Below are 14499 nucleotides of genomic sequence, written 5' to 3'. Positions count from 1 at the left end.
TGCGACGCTGCTATGCCGGGGTTACAATGGCGAGAAGGCCGAGAAGTGGCCCGGCGCCTTCTACACGGATCAGGAACTGCGCAAGCTTTCGGCGCTGACCGGGATCGACTACAGGCTCATGGTGGGCGATCAGGTTTTTGATCTCGACGCGCTGGACTGTCTGACAAACCCGTAATTCATCGAACCCCTGTTCGAAAAGTTCGCGTGCAATCCGAACGAACTGCTGCGCCTGCGCAACCGTATTCTCGAGCGGACGGGCTTCGATTTTCTCGACACGGCCGCGCGCATATCGCCCGACTGGCGCAAGGCGGCGGACGCGCTGCGCTAGATTATCGCCGCCTAAAGAGCAGATACTGGTGATGCGTGACGGTTCCTTTGTCGCGGATGCCATGGCTCTCGCAGTGCTCCACGCTTTCGGCAAATGAATCCACCAGCTCCAGATAATTGCTGCCGACGGCGGTCAGGGAAGCCGCCATGTCGCACTTGGCGCTCTTGCCGAGATGCACCGCAAAATACGCACCCTTCTTCAGTCGCTCTGCGCCTTGCGCAAATATCTCATCGTAGATCGCGAAGCTGCGCTTTTGGCGCTCGTCGACAAACGTCTCAGGCTTCTCGGCGAAATCCTGCGCGTCCCATCCGGCGAACCACAGGCGCATCCAATTGGCTGTATGGAAGCGCGTGCTGTCGAAGAAGGGGGGCGAGGTGATGATCGCATCAAGATCGGCCACTTCCTCAGGCCAGACCGCCGTGGCGTCCTGTGCAAACGACCGGCCGGCCGGCAATCCGCTGCGCACCGCATCCATTAGCGCCCGATCGACTTTTTGACCCACCTTGTCGATTACCCGCCGATACTCAAACTCGCCGGTTGGCGCGAACGGCGTTATCGGATGCGACCTGCGGCTTAGGGCGTAAGGGCGGTTGCCGTGCAGCACATGCAACATTGAGGCAAAGACCAGTGCCTGCGAGCCGGTCACAGGCGGATTCTTCAGGAAGAAAGCGCGCGCGGCAACGATTTCCTTCAATGTCTCCGGATGGAAATACGAGGGCAGCGGACCATTGAAGCGGATCGCGTTGAGGGCATCTTCGTCGAGGGGGCGGGATTTGCGGCGGCCGATATAAACCGCCAGATTCTTCATCACCTGCCGAACTTCCGCTTCGCTGACAGCCTCCAGCTTGGCGCGCGAAATCGCAATGGCCGCCGGGCTGATATCGAAACCGAAAGCCGTATGTCCCTGGAGGCGCGCTTCAAAGGGAATGGAGCCAACCCCAGAGAAGGGATCGAGCATACGTCCGTTTCGCTGCGGGAGAAGTGCATGCGTCAGTGTATGTGCAATCGAAGCCTTCAGCTTTCCCTGGTAAGAACACAGCGAATGCCAGGGATGGCCCCAGTTTCTTTTAGCCATCTCGCCCTGCTGATGCGGCAGGGATTCCCGGAACGTCGTCCATCTTTTCAGTCGGTTGTCGGATTTGACGGTGGGAGACTTCGGCTCCTTCACCGTGCCTGACCAGCGATCTAAATGCGGCTTGAATATCTGCAATGTCTGAGAGAGCTTGCTGCCGCCTCGCGACTGCCGCTCCCTGAGAACGACCACTTCACGGCGATGAAACCCGTGCTGCTCCATCAGATCCCAGATGATGTCGTGCGTCGGTACCCAAATATCCCCGTAGCAGGAGTCACCGAGATCTATCGCAACCGTCGTATCCCGGTGGGACACTTGACGCAGATTCTGAATGACGACCGACATTTCGCGAAAATAGGCCTCGACCATCTTCGGAATCCGTTGGTCGTAGGTATCTTCCTCGAGCGCTTCGATCGTATCCGCAAGCAATGACGGCAGAGCGCTCGCACCGTTGCCACGCGATTTTCCTACTGTAACGTCATTGATGCCGGACGTAATGGCTAAATCGCGGTAGGCGCGCAGATGGTTTCTGCTGGCGAGCTGCCGAAGGAACCAGAGCTCCAGCTTGGTATTGCGGAAATAGTTCGTACCGTTGAGATAGGGTGGTGAGGTGATGATCGCATCAACAGGCGCTTGCAGCGCGGATGCAAGCTGCCGCGCATCGGGGCCGACAAACTGCGTCGTGCCGCTTGCCGCTTCGCAGTCGTCGAGGTCGCTGGCGATGATGCGCAGGCTGTCGTGAAGGGCTGTTGTAAAACAAGGCCGCTCTCGCGCCAGTTCGTGGCGGGTCCGGAAGCGCAGATCGCCCCGCCGGATGAGCAGCGATGCCGGCACGAGGCTGCGCAGCACGGCAACCGTAAAGAGAACGCCGAGCGCGGCATTCTCCGCGCCCAGCCGGTCGGCAAGGGCGCGGGCGCGTAGAATGAGATCGAATGCCGTCTCGTCGAACGACGGGCGACCTGGGAACGCCGCTTCATAGGCTGAGCGCAGCGCAGCGTCAGGCGGGCTTTTTTTGAGTAGGGCCTTCAACCCGTCGTCAATTTCGAGGAGCCGCTTGGATAGATTGTGCCGCCTGCGGGCCGACATGGAGAGTGCGGAGGCTTTGGCCGCGATCACATACTGGCAAACCGGATTGACTTCCGTATAGAACCCGCGGCGGCCCTTAAGAGCCGCTACTAGAACGGTTGTACCCGACCCGCAAAAGGGGTCAAGTATCGTTTCAGCCGCAGTCGCATATTCGGAAATAATCGAGCCCACGAAATCAGGAGAATAGCCCTCAAGGTAGGGGAACCAGTCATGCAGGGGACTGCCTTTGCCGCCGCGAAAGGTTGCCTGCAGACCCGCTTTTCGATCCACACTGTAGTCTTGAAGCTGACCATTTATGCCCTTGACCAAGAGCGTCCGGACATATGCCGCCACCGGACTCTGCGCCTCCTTCGCCGCAGCTTCCAGCTCCGCGTATAGTTCGTAGCCGATAATTCGCCTAACGCTGTAACTGCTCAAGCGCTCAACATAGGCGTGGAGCTTCCTATCAATTTCTGGAAATGAGATTGTCAGGCCGGATTTCTTTATACCGTTTGAGGGGTAATCTCTGAAATAAACTGTTTTCGTCAGCTGCATTATTGGTCCACCCTTGAAGAGTGTAACTACCATGCCTGGAGAGTCGCGGCAATCGGTTTGAGCGGCATCTGGGAGGATATGCCCGCGCGCGGATACTCTGGCGCCAAGCCGATCCCGGCACCTAGCGGCACCATGGTAGCGAGGGAAGCGGTAGCGTTAGGTGCCAAGTCTTTGGCGAGCACTACGGCAAGGGTGTTCCGGGGACATAGTAATCAACTGCCCCTCGTTTGAATGCTCATCTCCTGGTCCGCGCATCCCGAGCCGTCGCCCTCTGAGAACAGAGGCACAGGACTGGGCCGATGCTCCACATCGCGGTGCTTGGTTGACCCGCACCGAGTCCAATGGTCGATCAGGCAGATCATCAGTTGCGCTGTCGGCTCAGTGGTGTTCGCTAGCCGAGCGAGCTCGTCCACGCACATATATTCGCGCACCGCGGCCTAGCGTGGCAAACTTGAACCGTAACGCGGAACATTGTAAGAACATCAAAGTCGCTAGGGTTATACGCAGGCACCACTAGACGGCGGAACCACGTCGCCATCGCCTCGTGACAGGCGGCGTTTCCATAGCGATCCTGCGGCCCCGATCATCCATGGAAATCCGGAAAGAGCCCGCTTGTGGCGCGGCTGAAGGAGGTCTCATGCCAATTTCACAGAAGGACAACTCACATGCCCCGCGGCGGCGCTAGGAAGGGGGCCGGCCGCAAGCCGGGCGGGCGCAACCTGATCACCCGGGAGGCGATCGCCAAGGCTCATGACGGCCTTTCGCCGCTCGACTACCTGCTACGGGTGATGCGCGACGAGAACGAGGACGCCGCCAGGCGGCTCGACGCGGCGAAGGCGGCGCTGCCTTACTGCAACGCCAGGCTTCAGCCCGTAAATTCCGACGGCGACAGCGCCCGCAAACATGTCTTCACCGCGCTCACCTGGAAGCCGCCGAGCTGACCCCGCCCTGCCCCTGCCCTGCACCTGCGCGGGCACTACGGCGCTGAATCCGCGCCACGGTTTTTCAAACCCGTCGCATCGAAGACGCTGACGCTCTGCACCCCTTGATCTTCCATCTTCGACACCGGCCGCGAAGCATCCAACAAGCTGGTATTGGAGGAACTGACCGGCCCGACGCCAGGACCTGTCACCTCGTAGCTCATTGCAGGATTGGAACGTCCCAGCGATGTCGCATCGATGTCCGCTGTGACTCCTGTTGTCGGGAGGCGCAGCTGACGTCGCTGTGCACCAGCTAGGGCGCCACCCTCAGTGCCCGGCTCGCCGAAGCCGCCATGCGTTCGGCAAGCGTGCGTTGAACTGGAACATAATCGTCCATGTTCGTCGGCTCGGCAAACTCCTCCGAGAGGATCGTTGCGCCGTCCTGGGTTCGTACCAGCGAGAAGGTCACCAGGGTCGCCTGAGGCGTCTGGCGCACTGTCGTTCGCGTCCTGAATTCCGCGTCCGATCCGGGCTCGACGATCACAAAGCCGTCGGGGAGCCGGCGGCTGATGCTCGCCGCCAGGCTCTCTCTCAGGCCGGCGTTGAACTTTGGGAAAAGGGTATATTCGCAAAGGTTCTCGGCCGGCTCCAACGCGATGTTCCGCGGTTCGGAGGCACGCAAGCCGCCTTGGGCCCAAGCGAGGCCAAGGACGATCGCGGCGAGGGAAGCGGCCGCGGACGTGAGCATTCCGCCGTGGCGGCGTTTCGACGCGGGCAACCCGGCCAAAAGCGTGCCGACGAACCGGTAGCCGGCGCGCGGCCGGGTCTGAACATAACGCGGTGAATCCGCATCGTCGCCGAGCAAAGCGCGGATCCTTCTTATGCAGGTATTGAGGGCGGCATCTGCACCGGTTCCGGCACGAGGCCAGAAACGATCGACGAGCTCGCTCCGGGTGACAACCCGATGACGATTCGCCAGCAGATATACCAGAACCTCGACGACCTGCGGCGGCGCGTCCAGCCGCCTCTCATCGCGGAAAATGCGAAGGGAATCAGGCTCCACGCGGAATTCGTCGAAGCGGTACATGCCACCTCCGTTTTCCGGGTAGAAAGCCCGGCTGGTGACCACTCGGCACAAATTGTCAGACTGTGTCATGCTAATTCATTCCACGCTCCAAGGCGACACCGCTATCGGTTCGCCACGCTCGCGGTCGGCCTCGGCCGGTCGTGGCGCGGAGGGAGCCGAGGATCATGAGCAATTCCTGTCGCCTCGATCGGCGTCGCTTTCTCTTGCTCGCAGCCATCAGCAGCATAAGCGCATGCACGAGGGGACGGGAGAGCGCCCCGAGGCAGCCGGAAGCACGGGCTGCTCCGCTCCAGCCGAACGTCCACGAGGATATCGAGTCGCTCCTCGACAGTGCGGCGGCAAGCTTCGGAACGGTCGGCCACTCGGTCGCTTTGTTGAGGCGTAGAAGGCGCGTTTATGAGCGGCATGCCGGATGGGCCGATCGGGAACGCCGAACACCGATCGCGCCCGATTCCATCTATCCCATCTTCTCTGTCTCGAAGCTCTTCCTGATCGTCGCTCTTCTCGAGGCCGTTGAAAGAGGCAGGATCGATCTCGACAAGTCGATCGCCACGATCTTCCCGGACCTGCCCTCGGCTTGGTCCCCGGTCACGCTGGGCCAGGCGATTTCGCACGTCTCGGGCCTTCCGGAGTTCCTGACAGACCTCAATGCCATTCCGGCGACGGCCGAACTGGCTCTCGATCGGATCCGGCGCGCGCCCCTCCGCTTCGCCCCGGATACGCGAAGCGAATACAACCAGACAAACTTCCTGCTCGCACGCGAGGCGCTCGAGCGCGCCTGCGGACGGCCTTTCCCCGAGCTTGCGGCGCGCCAGTTCGACCGCGCAGGCATGGTCAATACGTCGTACCACGCCCTGACTTCACCTGCGCGCAACCTTGTTACGAGCTATCGACCAACGGCGGAGCGGAGCGGACCGCCAGCCGTGTTTCCGGTGCCGGCCTGGCCGGATTATACATTTGGATCCAGCGGAGCAGTCACGACTCTGGAAGATATGGTAAGGTGGACGCAGTCGCTGCTCAGCGGCGACCTCGTCCCGTTACCGGCCCTGCGCCGCAGCTGGCAGCCGCGGCGCCTCGTCTCGGGCGACCCTGCCCGCCACACCAACGGCTGGGAATATGAGCGCACCGGCGATGTCATCATCGTTGGACATACGGGCGGCGACCGGGTCGTGTGGCGCCACTTCTTCAAAGCCGCTGATCCTGAGGACTCGGTTACCGTCATCTACCTCGACAATGGGGGGCGAACGTTTCTCAGGCCGGAGCGGCTGGCGAGCCTGCTGGCCGATAGGATCATTCCGGGCGCCGCCAGGCCGGGCGCAGCGCTCGAGGAGGCCCTGCTCCAGCGGCTTGCGGCCGGCCAGTGGGATGAGGCCCTTCGAACGATCGATCATGTCGCGGATGGGCCGCTGGCGAACCGCCTGGAGAACATCCTCAACAGGGTCGGCTATGACGCCCTGTTCGCGCTGGGGCCGCGCGCGGCACTGCTTCCGTTCCAGCTGAATGTGACGCGGTTTCCCGACTCGTCCAACGCGCATGACAGCCTCGGGGAAGCCTATCGGGCGACCGGCGATCTGGCTGCGGCCCGCACCAGTTACGCGCGCGCACTTGATCTCGATCCCAGCAACGCCCGCATCAAGGCCGTCCTGCGCGAACTGGACGCCGCAATCGCCACCACCCGCGGCTCGGGTCGCTAGCAGGCGGCGCCCACGATTTCCGGTGACGATGCTCGTCGATTTCGAAAGGACCAACCATGCAGACCAGACGGTTCGCCGCTTCCTTGGCATTCGCGATGTGGCTTGGAATGGCCTCCCCGGCCTCGGCGGAGCCAACCCATATTGAGGTGCGGGTTTTGGCGCGCGGTGCCAAGTTCATCGGCGGCTACGAAGCGTCGATGCGGATCGTTCTCACGGATGCCGATAGCGGCGAAGTTCTCGCTCACGGTATGACGCGAGGCTCGACCGGAGACACACAGCGGATCATGGGCGGGGACCAGGCCGACGGCCGCCTCTCAAGCGACGATTCGGCCGTCTTCTCGACCACGCTCGATCTGGCTGCCCCCCGCAGGGTGACGGTCAGCGCGACCGGTCCACTCAGCCAGCCGCAGGCGGCGACGAACGTCACCAGCACCCAATGGGTGCTGCCGGGCCGCCATCTCACGGCAGGGGACGGCTGGCGGCTCGAGCTACCCGGCCTCATAGTCGATCTCTCGAGTCCGGTTGCCTACCAGTGGGTAGAGGCCGGCGCCTCCGTCCCGCTGCGTGTCTCGGTGACGATGATGTGCGGCTGCCCCCTCTCTACAGAGGGACCCTGGCGCGCAGATGACACTGAAGTCGAGAGCCTCGTCTCGTTGAACGGCGGACCGCCGGAAAGGCGGACGCTGGTCTTCGATCGAAGGACCGGCCTGTTCGGCACCGAACTGACACCGCGAGCGCCGGGACTGTACGAAGTCGAAGTGCGGGCGTGGATGACGCCGGCCAACAATGCCGGTGTAGGGCGTACCGCCTTCTTCGTTCGGTAGCGAGGTACCAACCCCACCGCCATCCGGCTCGGGCCCAGCTTACAATTGACCGCTTCGCAAAGTTCGGTTCCTCGCGTCGCCGGCGACACCGCTATTCCGGGGACATCGCTATTCCGGCGCTATTCCGGGAACACAATACTCAATCATCCTCCCCTCCCCCGATCGAGTGCTCATCTCCAGTTCCGACGATCCCGAACTGTGTCCTGTCAAAACAGAGGGGTACTGACCCTCCGCCCTGCCCTCCGCGCGAGGATCCCGGCTTTGAATTCGCGCCGCGGTTTTTCAAAGTGCCTCGCAATTCTCTCTCGGCCGACGCTCCGCTTTGAATACCCCTCATGTTTTTCAAATCGTGGATCCTCATTCCGCCCCACCTTCCAATTCTGCACCCACCTCGTGTCGATCGCGATCCGCGATATCGGATCGTCCTTCGATCGGCGCTGAGCAGTACGCCCCGCGCTCGCACTGGCCTGAAACCTCGCCATATATTATGGCTCCACAGGAATGGGGGCCGCCGCAAAACAGGGTTGGATCGACTTGCTTCGCCCTGGCGCGTGGCAGGTGCTGGGGGACGACGTCTATCGCGCGCTCGCCCGCCAGCTGTTCCGAATCTCTCCGACCATCTCGCTGCTCGAAGCCTTGCTCGTCCTCGTCATCGGCCTGACCGGGGCGTGGCGCGCGCAAAGCTTCGTGCTCGGATTGCTTTCGCTCGCGTCCTGCCTTCTGGTCCTCGTCTTTCCGCTGGCGGCGCGCAGCTATCTGGCGAGGCTGGAGCAAGGGGCGTCACTGCCCGATATCCGGTCGATGGAGCGTGCATTCGAACGGCTCGTCTGGAGCTCGAGCGCAAGCATCGGCTTCATGGCCGGCTTCGCCCTGCTCGCCTCCGAAGACCCTTTGGTCCACATGATCTTCATCTCGCTTGCCCTCGGCGCGACCATCACCAACCTGCGCGATCATTTCCGGCCGGCGCTCGCTCTGGGCAAGACCCTCCTCATCCTCGGCCCCGCCAGCATCGGCGCGCTCCTGACCGGAGACGGCTTCTACCAGGTGCTGGGCGTGGGCGGGCTGTTCATGATCAAGCTGTTCATGGACATCTGCCTGGAGCTTTACGGCGCTTCCGCCGGGTTGCAGCGCGCGCTTCAGGAAAAGGCGCAGCTCGCCGCAGCGCTCGAAGACAAGACCGTCGAACTGCGGCGGGTCAGCCGCGAACTGGTCCAGGCGTCCCGGGCGAGCGCGATGGGCGCGATGGGCTCGTCTTTGGCGCACGAGATCAACCAGCCGCTCATGGCGATTGTCGGCCTCATCAGGGGCACGAGGCGGCTGCTCGCAAGGCCCACGCCCGAGGCGGTCGAGCTGTCGATCGACGGCCTGGAATCGGCCGAGGCCTGCGCGCTTCGCGCCGGCGAACTGATCCGGAGCATCCGTTCGCGGGTATCGGGGAAGGAACCGGAAAGGATCGAGGCCGACCTTGGCGAAATCATCCGCGAGGCCTGCGCTCTGGCCTGCGTGGACGCTCGCCCGCGCGGGATCGATTGCCGGCTGTCCATCCCCGAAGGACCGGTGACGATCAGCGTCGATCCGATCCAGATCCAGCAGGTCCTGATCAACCTGGTGCGCAACGCCTTCGACGCGATGGAAGCGACCCTTTCGCCGCGGCTCGAAGTGTCCGTTTCCACCAATGACGGACATGCGGAAGTCAGCGTCGCCGACAATGGGCCGGGAATCCCTCCCGACCGGGCCGGCCAGGTCTTCGCCATGTTCCTGTCGAGCAAGGATGAGGGAATGGGCGTGGGGCTTTCGATCTGCCGGTCGATCGTCGAAGCCCATGGCGGCCGGATCTGGCACCTCCCGCGAACCGGCGGCGGAGCGGAATTCCGGTTCAGCCTGCCCCTGCAGTCAAGCCTGCCGGCGTCGAGTTCGGAATGCGTCACGGCGTCTGCGGACTAAGGCCGCGGCAGGGCAAAACCCTCGAGTTCCGAAGGGGCTGATTAGGAGGCCGTGCGGCGCCAATCCAATGGCGAACGCGCTCCTGCCCTTGTTGCCGTCGCTTGCCGGATCCGATTAGGGTCGGCCGATGAAAGCGCTGAACCTCGCCGCCTGCCTGATCGCGCTCCTTCTCTCCGCCGGGGAGGTTGCCCGCTACTGGGGAAGCGCCCGCTTCGTCCCGATGGCGTTCGACGAGCTCCTGGTCGCCGCGGCCCTGCTCTGGGCGGCCTGGCGATCGGGCCGGGACGGCGCCGGCTGGCATGTCGCGGCCTGGAGCGCCTTTTGCGGCCTTACCCTCGCCCTGCTCGTCGAAACCGCCGGCCATCAGATGCACGGCCCGGCCAAGGCGGCCGGCCCCCTCTATCTGGCGGCGCTCGGCACCCTTCTGCTCGTCGGTCTCTGGGCCGTCGCGCTCAGCCTCAGCCTGCTCCGGACCGGCTCCAGGCCCTAGCGGGACGTCCGGAGAGCTTCGCGCGGCGCGCTTCCCGACCGCTAGCGCTGCGGATGGATTGTCTCGCCGCGCCTCAGCATCGCAACGAACGTCTCGATGTTGCGGCGCCGAGCGGCTTCGGTCTTCAGCTTGTGCATCCGGAAGGCGAGCGCGAACCGGTTCTGGGCGGTGAGCCTTTCGAACGTCCGGCGGGCATCGGGATCGGCATCGATCGCCGCCTGGAGATCGTCGGGGATCTTCATGTCCTTGCTGCCGCCATAGGCTCGGTCCCAGCGCCCGTCGGCTTTGGCAGCCTCGACCTCGCTCAGGCCGTGCTCGGTCATCCGGCCCTCGGCCATCAGCCGCTCCACATTCTCGACGTTCAGCTTGCTCCAGAGGCTTTTCGGGCGGCGCTTCGTGTAACGCTGCAGGTAGCTCTGGTCGTCGAAGGATTTCCGGATCGCGTCGATCCAGCCCCAGCACAGCGCCACGTCGATGGCTTCCTTCGGCGTGATCGACGGCCGGCCCGAACCCACCTTGTGGATCTTGATCCACATTTCGGTTTCGCTCTGATGATGCTTCGACAGCCACGCCTCGAACGCCGCCGCATCGACGAATTCATGCACCTTCGCCGGATCGACGGGGACTGCAGCCATGCACTCACCTCATTGTCTGCGATCGGAACCTTGCCACCGGTCCGCGCCGAACCTGGCCGAAGGGAGGGCGGGAACGCACCCGCTCCGGCCGGCCTGTCGTGCATGGCCGACAAAGGCCGTCGCAGACAAGTGGCCTTGCGTCGGCCTGGGCGAACGTCATGCGCCTTCCGCCCCCCTTCCCTGCCGATCGCGCCGTGCCGGTCATCGGGATCAGGGGCTGCTGTCTCCAGGCAGCGCCGGGGCCGTGTTCTCGGCGAGGGCGGGCAGCCGGTTGTGGGCCTGACTCCCAGGGCCTAGATCGGCTCCTACGCATCATGAATCCCAACGAAGGTGTACCGGCACACGATGATTGGCTTGGCTCCGCTCCTCCTGCTTCTGAACGTCGCGACCGAAACACCGGCTGCGCCTGATCCTTATTCGGAGGGCCGGGAAATCATCGCCGACATCAACCGGGTGGTGACTCCGCAGGGCGTCCAGGAAACGTTCGAGGTCACTTTGGGCGGCGTTCCCCAGGTCGTGAACGTGCGCGGCGCCGATCGGCACAATCCCCTCATCCTCTTCATTCATGGCGGCCCCGGCGCGGTCGAAATGCCGATCGCCTGGGCCTTCCAGCGGCCCTGGGAAGATTATTTCACCGTCGTCCATTACGACCAGCGCGGGGCGGGCCGATCCTTCCCGCTCACCGATCCGGAGCAGCTGGCGCCGACCTTGAGCCTCGATCGGTATCGCGACGATGCCATCGAGCTGATCGAGATGCTTCGAACCCGCTACGGAAAAAGGAAAGTGTTCGTCCTCGGGCACAGCTGGGGGTCCGCCGTGGGACTGGCGGTCGCGGCCCGGCGCCCGGACTTGCTCCACGCTTATATCGGCACCGGCCAGATCATCGATGTCCGGGACAATGAGCGGGTCGGCATGGCCTGGACCCTGGACCAGGCGCGCCGCCGCGGCGACGAACGCGCCGTCCGCGATATCCAGGCGCTGGCGCCCTATCCGGAATCCGGGCCGTTCACGATCGATCAGGCCGACGGGTGGCGCAGGCACGCATTCGGCTATGGCGCCTTCGCTGCAGGGCGGGCGAACAGCAATTTCTACCTTCGCGCGCCGCGCCTATCCCCCGAATATTCGCCCGCGGACCGGCAGGCGTGGAGCGACGGCAGCCTGTTCACGGTAAGGACGCTCTGGCCGCGGCTGGCCGATCTCAGTTTCGATTCCCTCGGGGAAGTTCGAGTCCCCGTCTTCATGTTCCTCGGGCGCCACGATTACATGACCCCGTCGGAGATTGCGGCGCGCTGGATGGAACGGGTGAACGCTCCCTGCAAGGCCACGCTCTGGTTCGAAAACTCGGCCCATGTGCCGATGATCGAGGAACCGGGCCGCTTCTTCGCCGCCCTTCTTCGCTATGCGCATCCTCTCGCGGCTGAAGACGAAGGCCGGGCCGAGTCTTCCGGATCGGCCGCGGCCGGGCTTGGTCGGCCGCCCTGCCCTCGGCCTTAGGCTGGGGAGCCTCTTCCCCGCAAAGCCAGGCCAATCCGCTCGAGGACGAAGGAGACGCGGTCGGCGACGCTGCTCCGGGGCAGCGTGATCAACGCGTAGCCGAGGCGGGAATAGACCTTCTCCATGGCGTCGAACGTGGCCGCCGCTTCCTCTTCACTCTGTTTGCGCTCGGCATCTTGTCCGTAAATGGCCGGCCAGTGCGGAGCGATGAAGACGGAGCGATTGTACCGGTAGAGCTCGGCGGCCCTGCGGACGTGATCCGACACCGGAAGGCCGCAAAGTTCGAGATAGGCCTGGACGTCCGGTACGCCCCGGTCGAGGACGACCGGCGCCGTCGAAGCGGCGGCCTCGCCATGGGAACGCAGCTCCCAGCTCAACATCAGCTCCGCGAACTTTTCTCTGTCCGCCCAGGGCAAGGCGTCGCCGCCAATCGAAAGCTGATCTCGAATGATGGCTCGCCCGCCTTCCGGCATGTGCCGCAGGCCGGCGCGAGCCAGTGCCTCGATCAGGCTGGTCTTCCCGGAACCGGGCCCGCCGGTGATGACGAACAAGTGGTCAGCCAACCGCATCCTGTCTCCGAATTGTGGCACGGGAAGCGCCGAAGCAAGCGAACGAACGGAGTCCGCACCGCCGGCCGCGGTCTCCGGCCCGTCGCGTTCGGGAATCCCGCCTCAATCCCGGTCGGGCGCGCCCAACGGGAAGAGCGGCCGGTAGGGTCGGGCCTCGTCCACCGCCCGGGCGAAGGACGGCCGCTGCAGCAGCCGCGATCGATAGGCGCGGACATTGGCGAATGCCTCGCCGATCGGATGGACCCAGTCGGCATAGAAGAGCGACGGCGCCGCGGCGCAGTCCGCAAGGCTGAACGCTTCGCCGGCCGCCCAGGTCCGGCCCTCCAGCCGTTGTTCCAGCCAGCCATAGGCGACGGTCAGCAACTCGGCCGCCTTGGCCAGCGCTTCCTCCTTGCGCCCTCCGTCCGGGCGGATGGCTTCGAGCACCGGCGCGGTGGTCGGGGTCATCACGTGATTGTCGAAGAAGCGGTCCAGGAACCGGACTTCGAGAGCCTCGGCGGGGTCCTCCGGGATCAGTCGGACGCGACCGGGATGGTGCAGCTGCAGATGCTCGATGATGATGCTGGATTCGGCGACGACGATCCCACCGTCCGAGATCACCGGAAACTTGCGGATCGGCCAAAGCCCTGCCCATTCGGCGGCGGTTTCGGGATCGTCGGGCCCGATGATGCGATATTCGAACGGGATGTCGTTCTCGTACAGCGCCACTTGGACTTTCTGGCAGTAGGAGGAGAAGGGATGTCCGTAGAAGGTCAGGGTCAAGGGCTTGCTCCGATCGAAGGCGTTGCGGGGTTTGCGGGAAATGGATCTCCCGGGATGATCAGTCGCCGAGCAGCCAGACGAGCAGCTCGTCCATCTGCGCTGCGGTCTGGGCGAAGGCGTGGCCCGCTCCCTCATGGACTCGCGCCTCGAGGTTGCGGCCGCGAAGCCATCCCAGCTCGGCCAGCTTCTGCGCGATCCTCGCCTGATGCGGCGCCATTCCGGCGTCCATCATTTCCGTACCATGGTCCAGCCAGAGCCGGCGGCCGGCTGGAGCGCCCAGCCGCGCGAAATAGGCCGGCCAAATCTCGGCCAACTGAGGATGGTCGATGAAGCGCGCGTCGTAGATCGGCCAGTTCGGCGACATGCAGGCGCCCCGGCCGAACGCCGGCTGGGCCTCCACGAAGAGGGCTCCGGCCATCACGCCCGCCATGCTCGCCCCGAAAATCGCGGTGTCGAGGCGGTCGGGAGCGGTCCGGTAGCGGGCGTCGACATGCGGCTTCAATCGGGTCGCGACAAACTCGATGAAGGGCGCCGAGACGAGCGGCCGCCCGCCGGTTCGGGCGAGCTCCCGGTCGATCGCGGCGCGAAGCTCGCCTTCGGCCTGGTCGTAGATCGTCTGCGGCATATATTGCAGGAAGCGATCGCCTTCGAGATTGTCGATCGCGACGATGATCGCCGGCTCGATCCGGCCGGCCGCCGCGAGCCGGGCGATCCGCCGGTCCGCGGCAAAGTTCTGGCCGTCACTGTCGCCCGCAAAGACGAACTGGCCATCGAGCATGTAGATCGTCCGATAGGAGCGCCCGCTCTCGTCATAGCCGGCGGGCAAGCCGATCCGGATCCGGGGCTGCGGGCCAAAGCCGGAACCGAGCGGCTCCAGGGTCTCGATCCGTCCTTGCGCCTCCTCCGCCCAGCCGAGCGCCGGCGCCGCCATCGAGGCCGAGGCCAGCGCCACGAAAGTCCGACGGCTGATCATGAGCGCTTGGTCTCGATGCTCATTTCGCGACTGTAACGCGATCGCCGCTGCTTGTCCTGCCTGCCTTGCGCCTTCCCGGTGTCGCTC

The 14499-nt window shown here is 64.2% G+C and carries 13 protein-coding genes; 6 read left to right on the top strand and 7 right to left on the bottom strand.

The features are described 5' to 3' along the window. Positions 1–10: 10 nt before the first annotated feature. The gene (locus tag ACRYLT_RS12145; protein ID WP_482664354.1) at positions 11–391 is read right to left on the bottom strand and encodes a hypothetical protein; all 381 of its coding nucleotides are present in this window, start codon (positions 389–391) and stop codon (positions 11–13) included. Beyond that, positions 330–3020, bottom strand: a complete 2691-nt coding sequence (locus tag ACRYLT_RS12140; RefSeq protein WP_482664353.1) for a DNA methyltransferase — start codon at positions 3018–3020, stop codon at positions 330–332. The genes ACRYLT_RS12145 and ACRYLT_RS12140 overlap by 62 nt, the downstream gene beginning before the upstream one ends. A gap of 665 nt (positions 3021–3685) precedes the next feature. On the opposite strand from ACRYLT_RS12140, the gene ACRYLT_RS12135 reads away from it, so the two are divergent. Next, the gene (locus ACRYLT_RS12135; protein WP_482664352.1) at positions 3686–3961 is read left to right on the top strand and encodes a hypothetical protein; all 276 of its coding nucleotides are present in this window, start codon (positions 3686–3688) and stop codon (positions 3959–3961) included. A gap of 292 nt (positions 3962–4253) precedes the next feature. Here ACRYLT_RS12135 and ACRYLT_RS12130 read toward each other — a convergent pair whose 3' ends face one another. Next, positions 4254–5096: a winged helix-turn-helix domain-containing protein gene (locus ACRYLT_RS12130; protein WP_482664351.1), complete on the bottom strand. Its 843-nt coding sequence runs from the start codon at positions 5094–5096 to the stop codon at positions 4254–4256. A 95-nt stretch (positions 5097–5191) separates the two neighbouring features. On the opposite strand from ACRYLT_RS12130, the gene ACRYLT_RS12125 reads away from it, so the two are divergent. From ACRYLT_RS12125 to ACRYLT_RS12110, 4 genes are all read left to right on the top strand, one after another. After that, positions 5192–6721 (top strand): serine hydrolase domain-containing protein, encoded by a 1530-nt coding sequence (locus tag ACRYLT_RS12125; protein ID WP_482664350.1) that lies wholly within the window; start codon positions 5192–5194, stop codon positions 6719–6721. 56 nt (positions 6722–6777) lie between these two features. Beyond that, on the top strand, positions 6778–7545 hold the full coding sequence (locus ACRYLT_RS12120; protein ID WP_482664349.1) for a hypothetical protein: 768 nt from the start codon (positions 6778–6780) through the stop codon (positions 7543–7545). Positions 7546–8046: 501 nt separating this feature from the next. Beyond that, a complete protein-coding gene (locus tag ACRYLT_RS12115) occupies positions 8047–9489 on the top strand; it encodes a sensor histidine kinase (RefSeq protein WP_482664348.1) in 1443 nt (480 codons plus the stop codon). A 127-nt stretch (positions 9490–9616) separates the two neighbouring features. Further along, positions 9617–9979 (top strand): hypothetical protein, encoded by a 363-nt coding sequence (locus ACRYLT_RS12110; protein WP_482664347.1) that lies wholly within the window; start codon positions 9617–9619, stop codon positions 9977–9979. 41 nt (positions 9980–10020) lie between these two features. Here the strand turns inward: ACRYLT_RS12110 and ACRYLT_RS12105 are convergent, their stop codons facing one another. Further along, positions 10021–10614: a YdeI/OmpD-associated family protein gene (locus ACRYLT_RS12105; RefSeq protein ID WP_482664346.1), complete on the bottom strand. Its 594-nt coding sequence runs from the start codon at positions 10612–10614 to the stop codon at positions 10021–10023. 345 nt (positions 10615–10959) lie between these two features. Here ACRYLT_RS12105 and ACRYLT_RS12100 point away from each other — a divergent pair, with 345 nt between their 5' ends. Further along, positions 10960–12108, top strand: a complete 1149-nt coding sequence (locus ACRYLT_RS12100; protein ID WP_482664345.1) for an alpha/beta fold hydrolase — start codon at positions 10960–10962, stop codon at positions 12106–12108. Here ACRYLT_RS12100 and ACRYLT_RS12095 read toward each other — a convergent pair. The 3 genes from ACRYLT_RS12095 to ACRYLT_RS12085 all read right to left on the bottom strand — a co-directional run bounded on the left by ACRYLT_RS12095 (position 12105) and on the right by ACRYLT_RS12085 (position 14412). Continuing rightward, positions 12105–12677 carry an AAA family ATPase gene (locus ACRYLT_RS12095; protein WP_482664344.1) on the bottom strand — a complete coding sequence of 191 codons (573 nt, stop codon included), beginning with the start codon at positions 12675–12677 and terminating at the stop codon, positions 12105–12107. The genes ACRYLT_RS12100 and ACRYLT_RS12095 overlap by 4 nt on opposite strands. Before the next feature lie 102 nt (positions 12678–12779). Next, positions 12780–13439 carry a glutathione S-transferase family protein gene (locus tag ACRYLT_RS12090; protein ID WP_482664343.1) on the bottom strand — a complete coding sequence of 220 codons (660 nt, stop codon included), beginning with the start codon at positions 13437–13439 and terminating at the stop codon, positions 12780–12782. Positions 13440–13497: 58 nt separating this feature from the next. Further along, on the bottom strand, positions 13498–14412 hold the full coding sequence (locus ACRYLT_RS12085; RefSeq protein ID WP_482664342.1) for an alpha/beta hydrolase: 915 nt from the start codon (positions 14410–14412) through the stop codon (positions 13498–13500). Positions 14413–14499: the final 87 nt, after the last annotated feature.

This window comes from Sphingosinicella sp. SM1-17, assembly GCF_056821765.1.
This window is presented reverse-complemented; position numbering and strand designations above follow the sequence as displayed.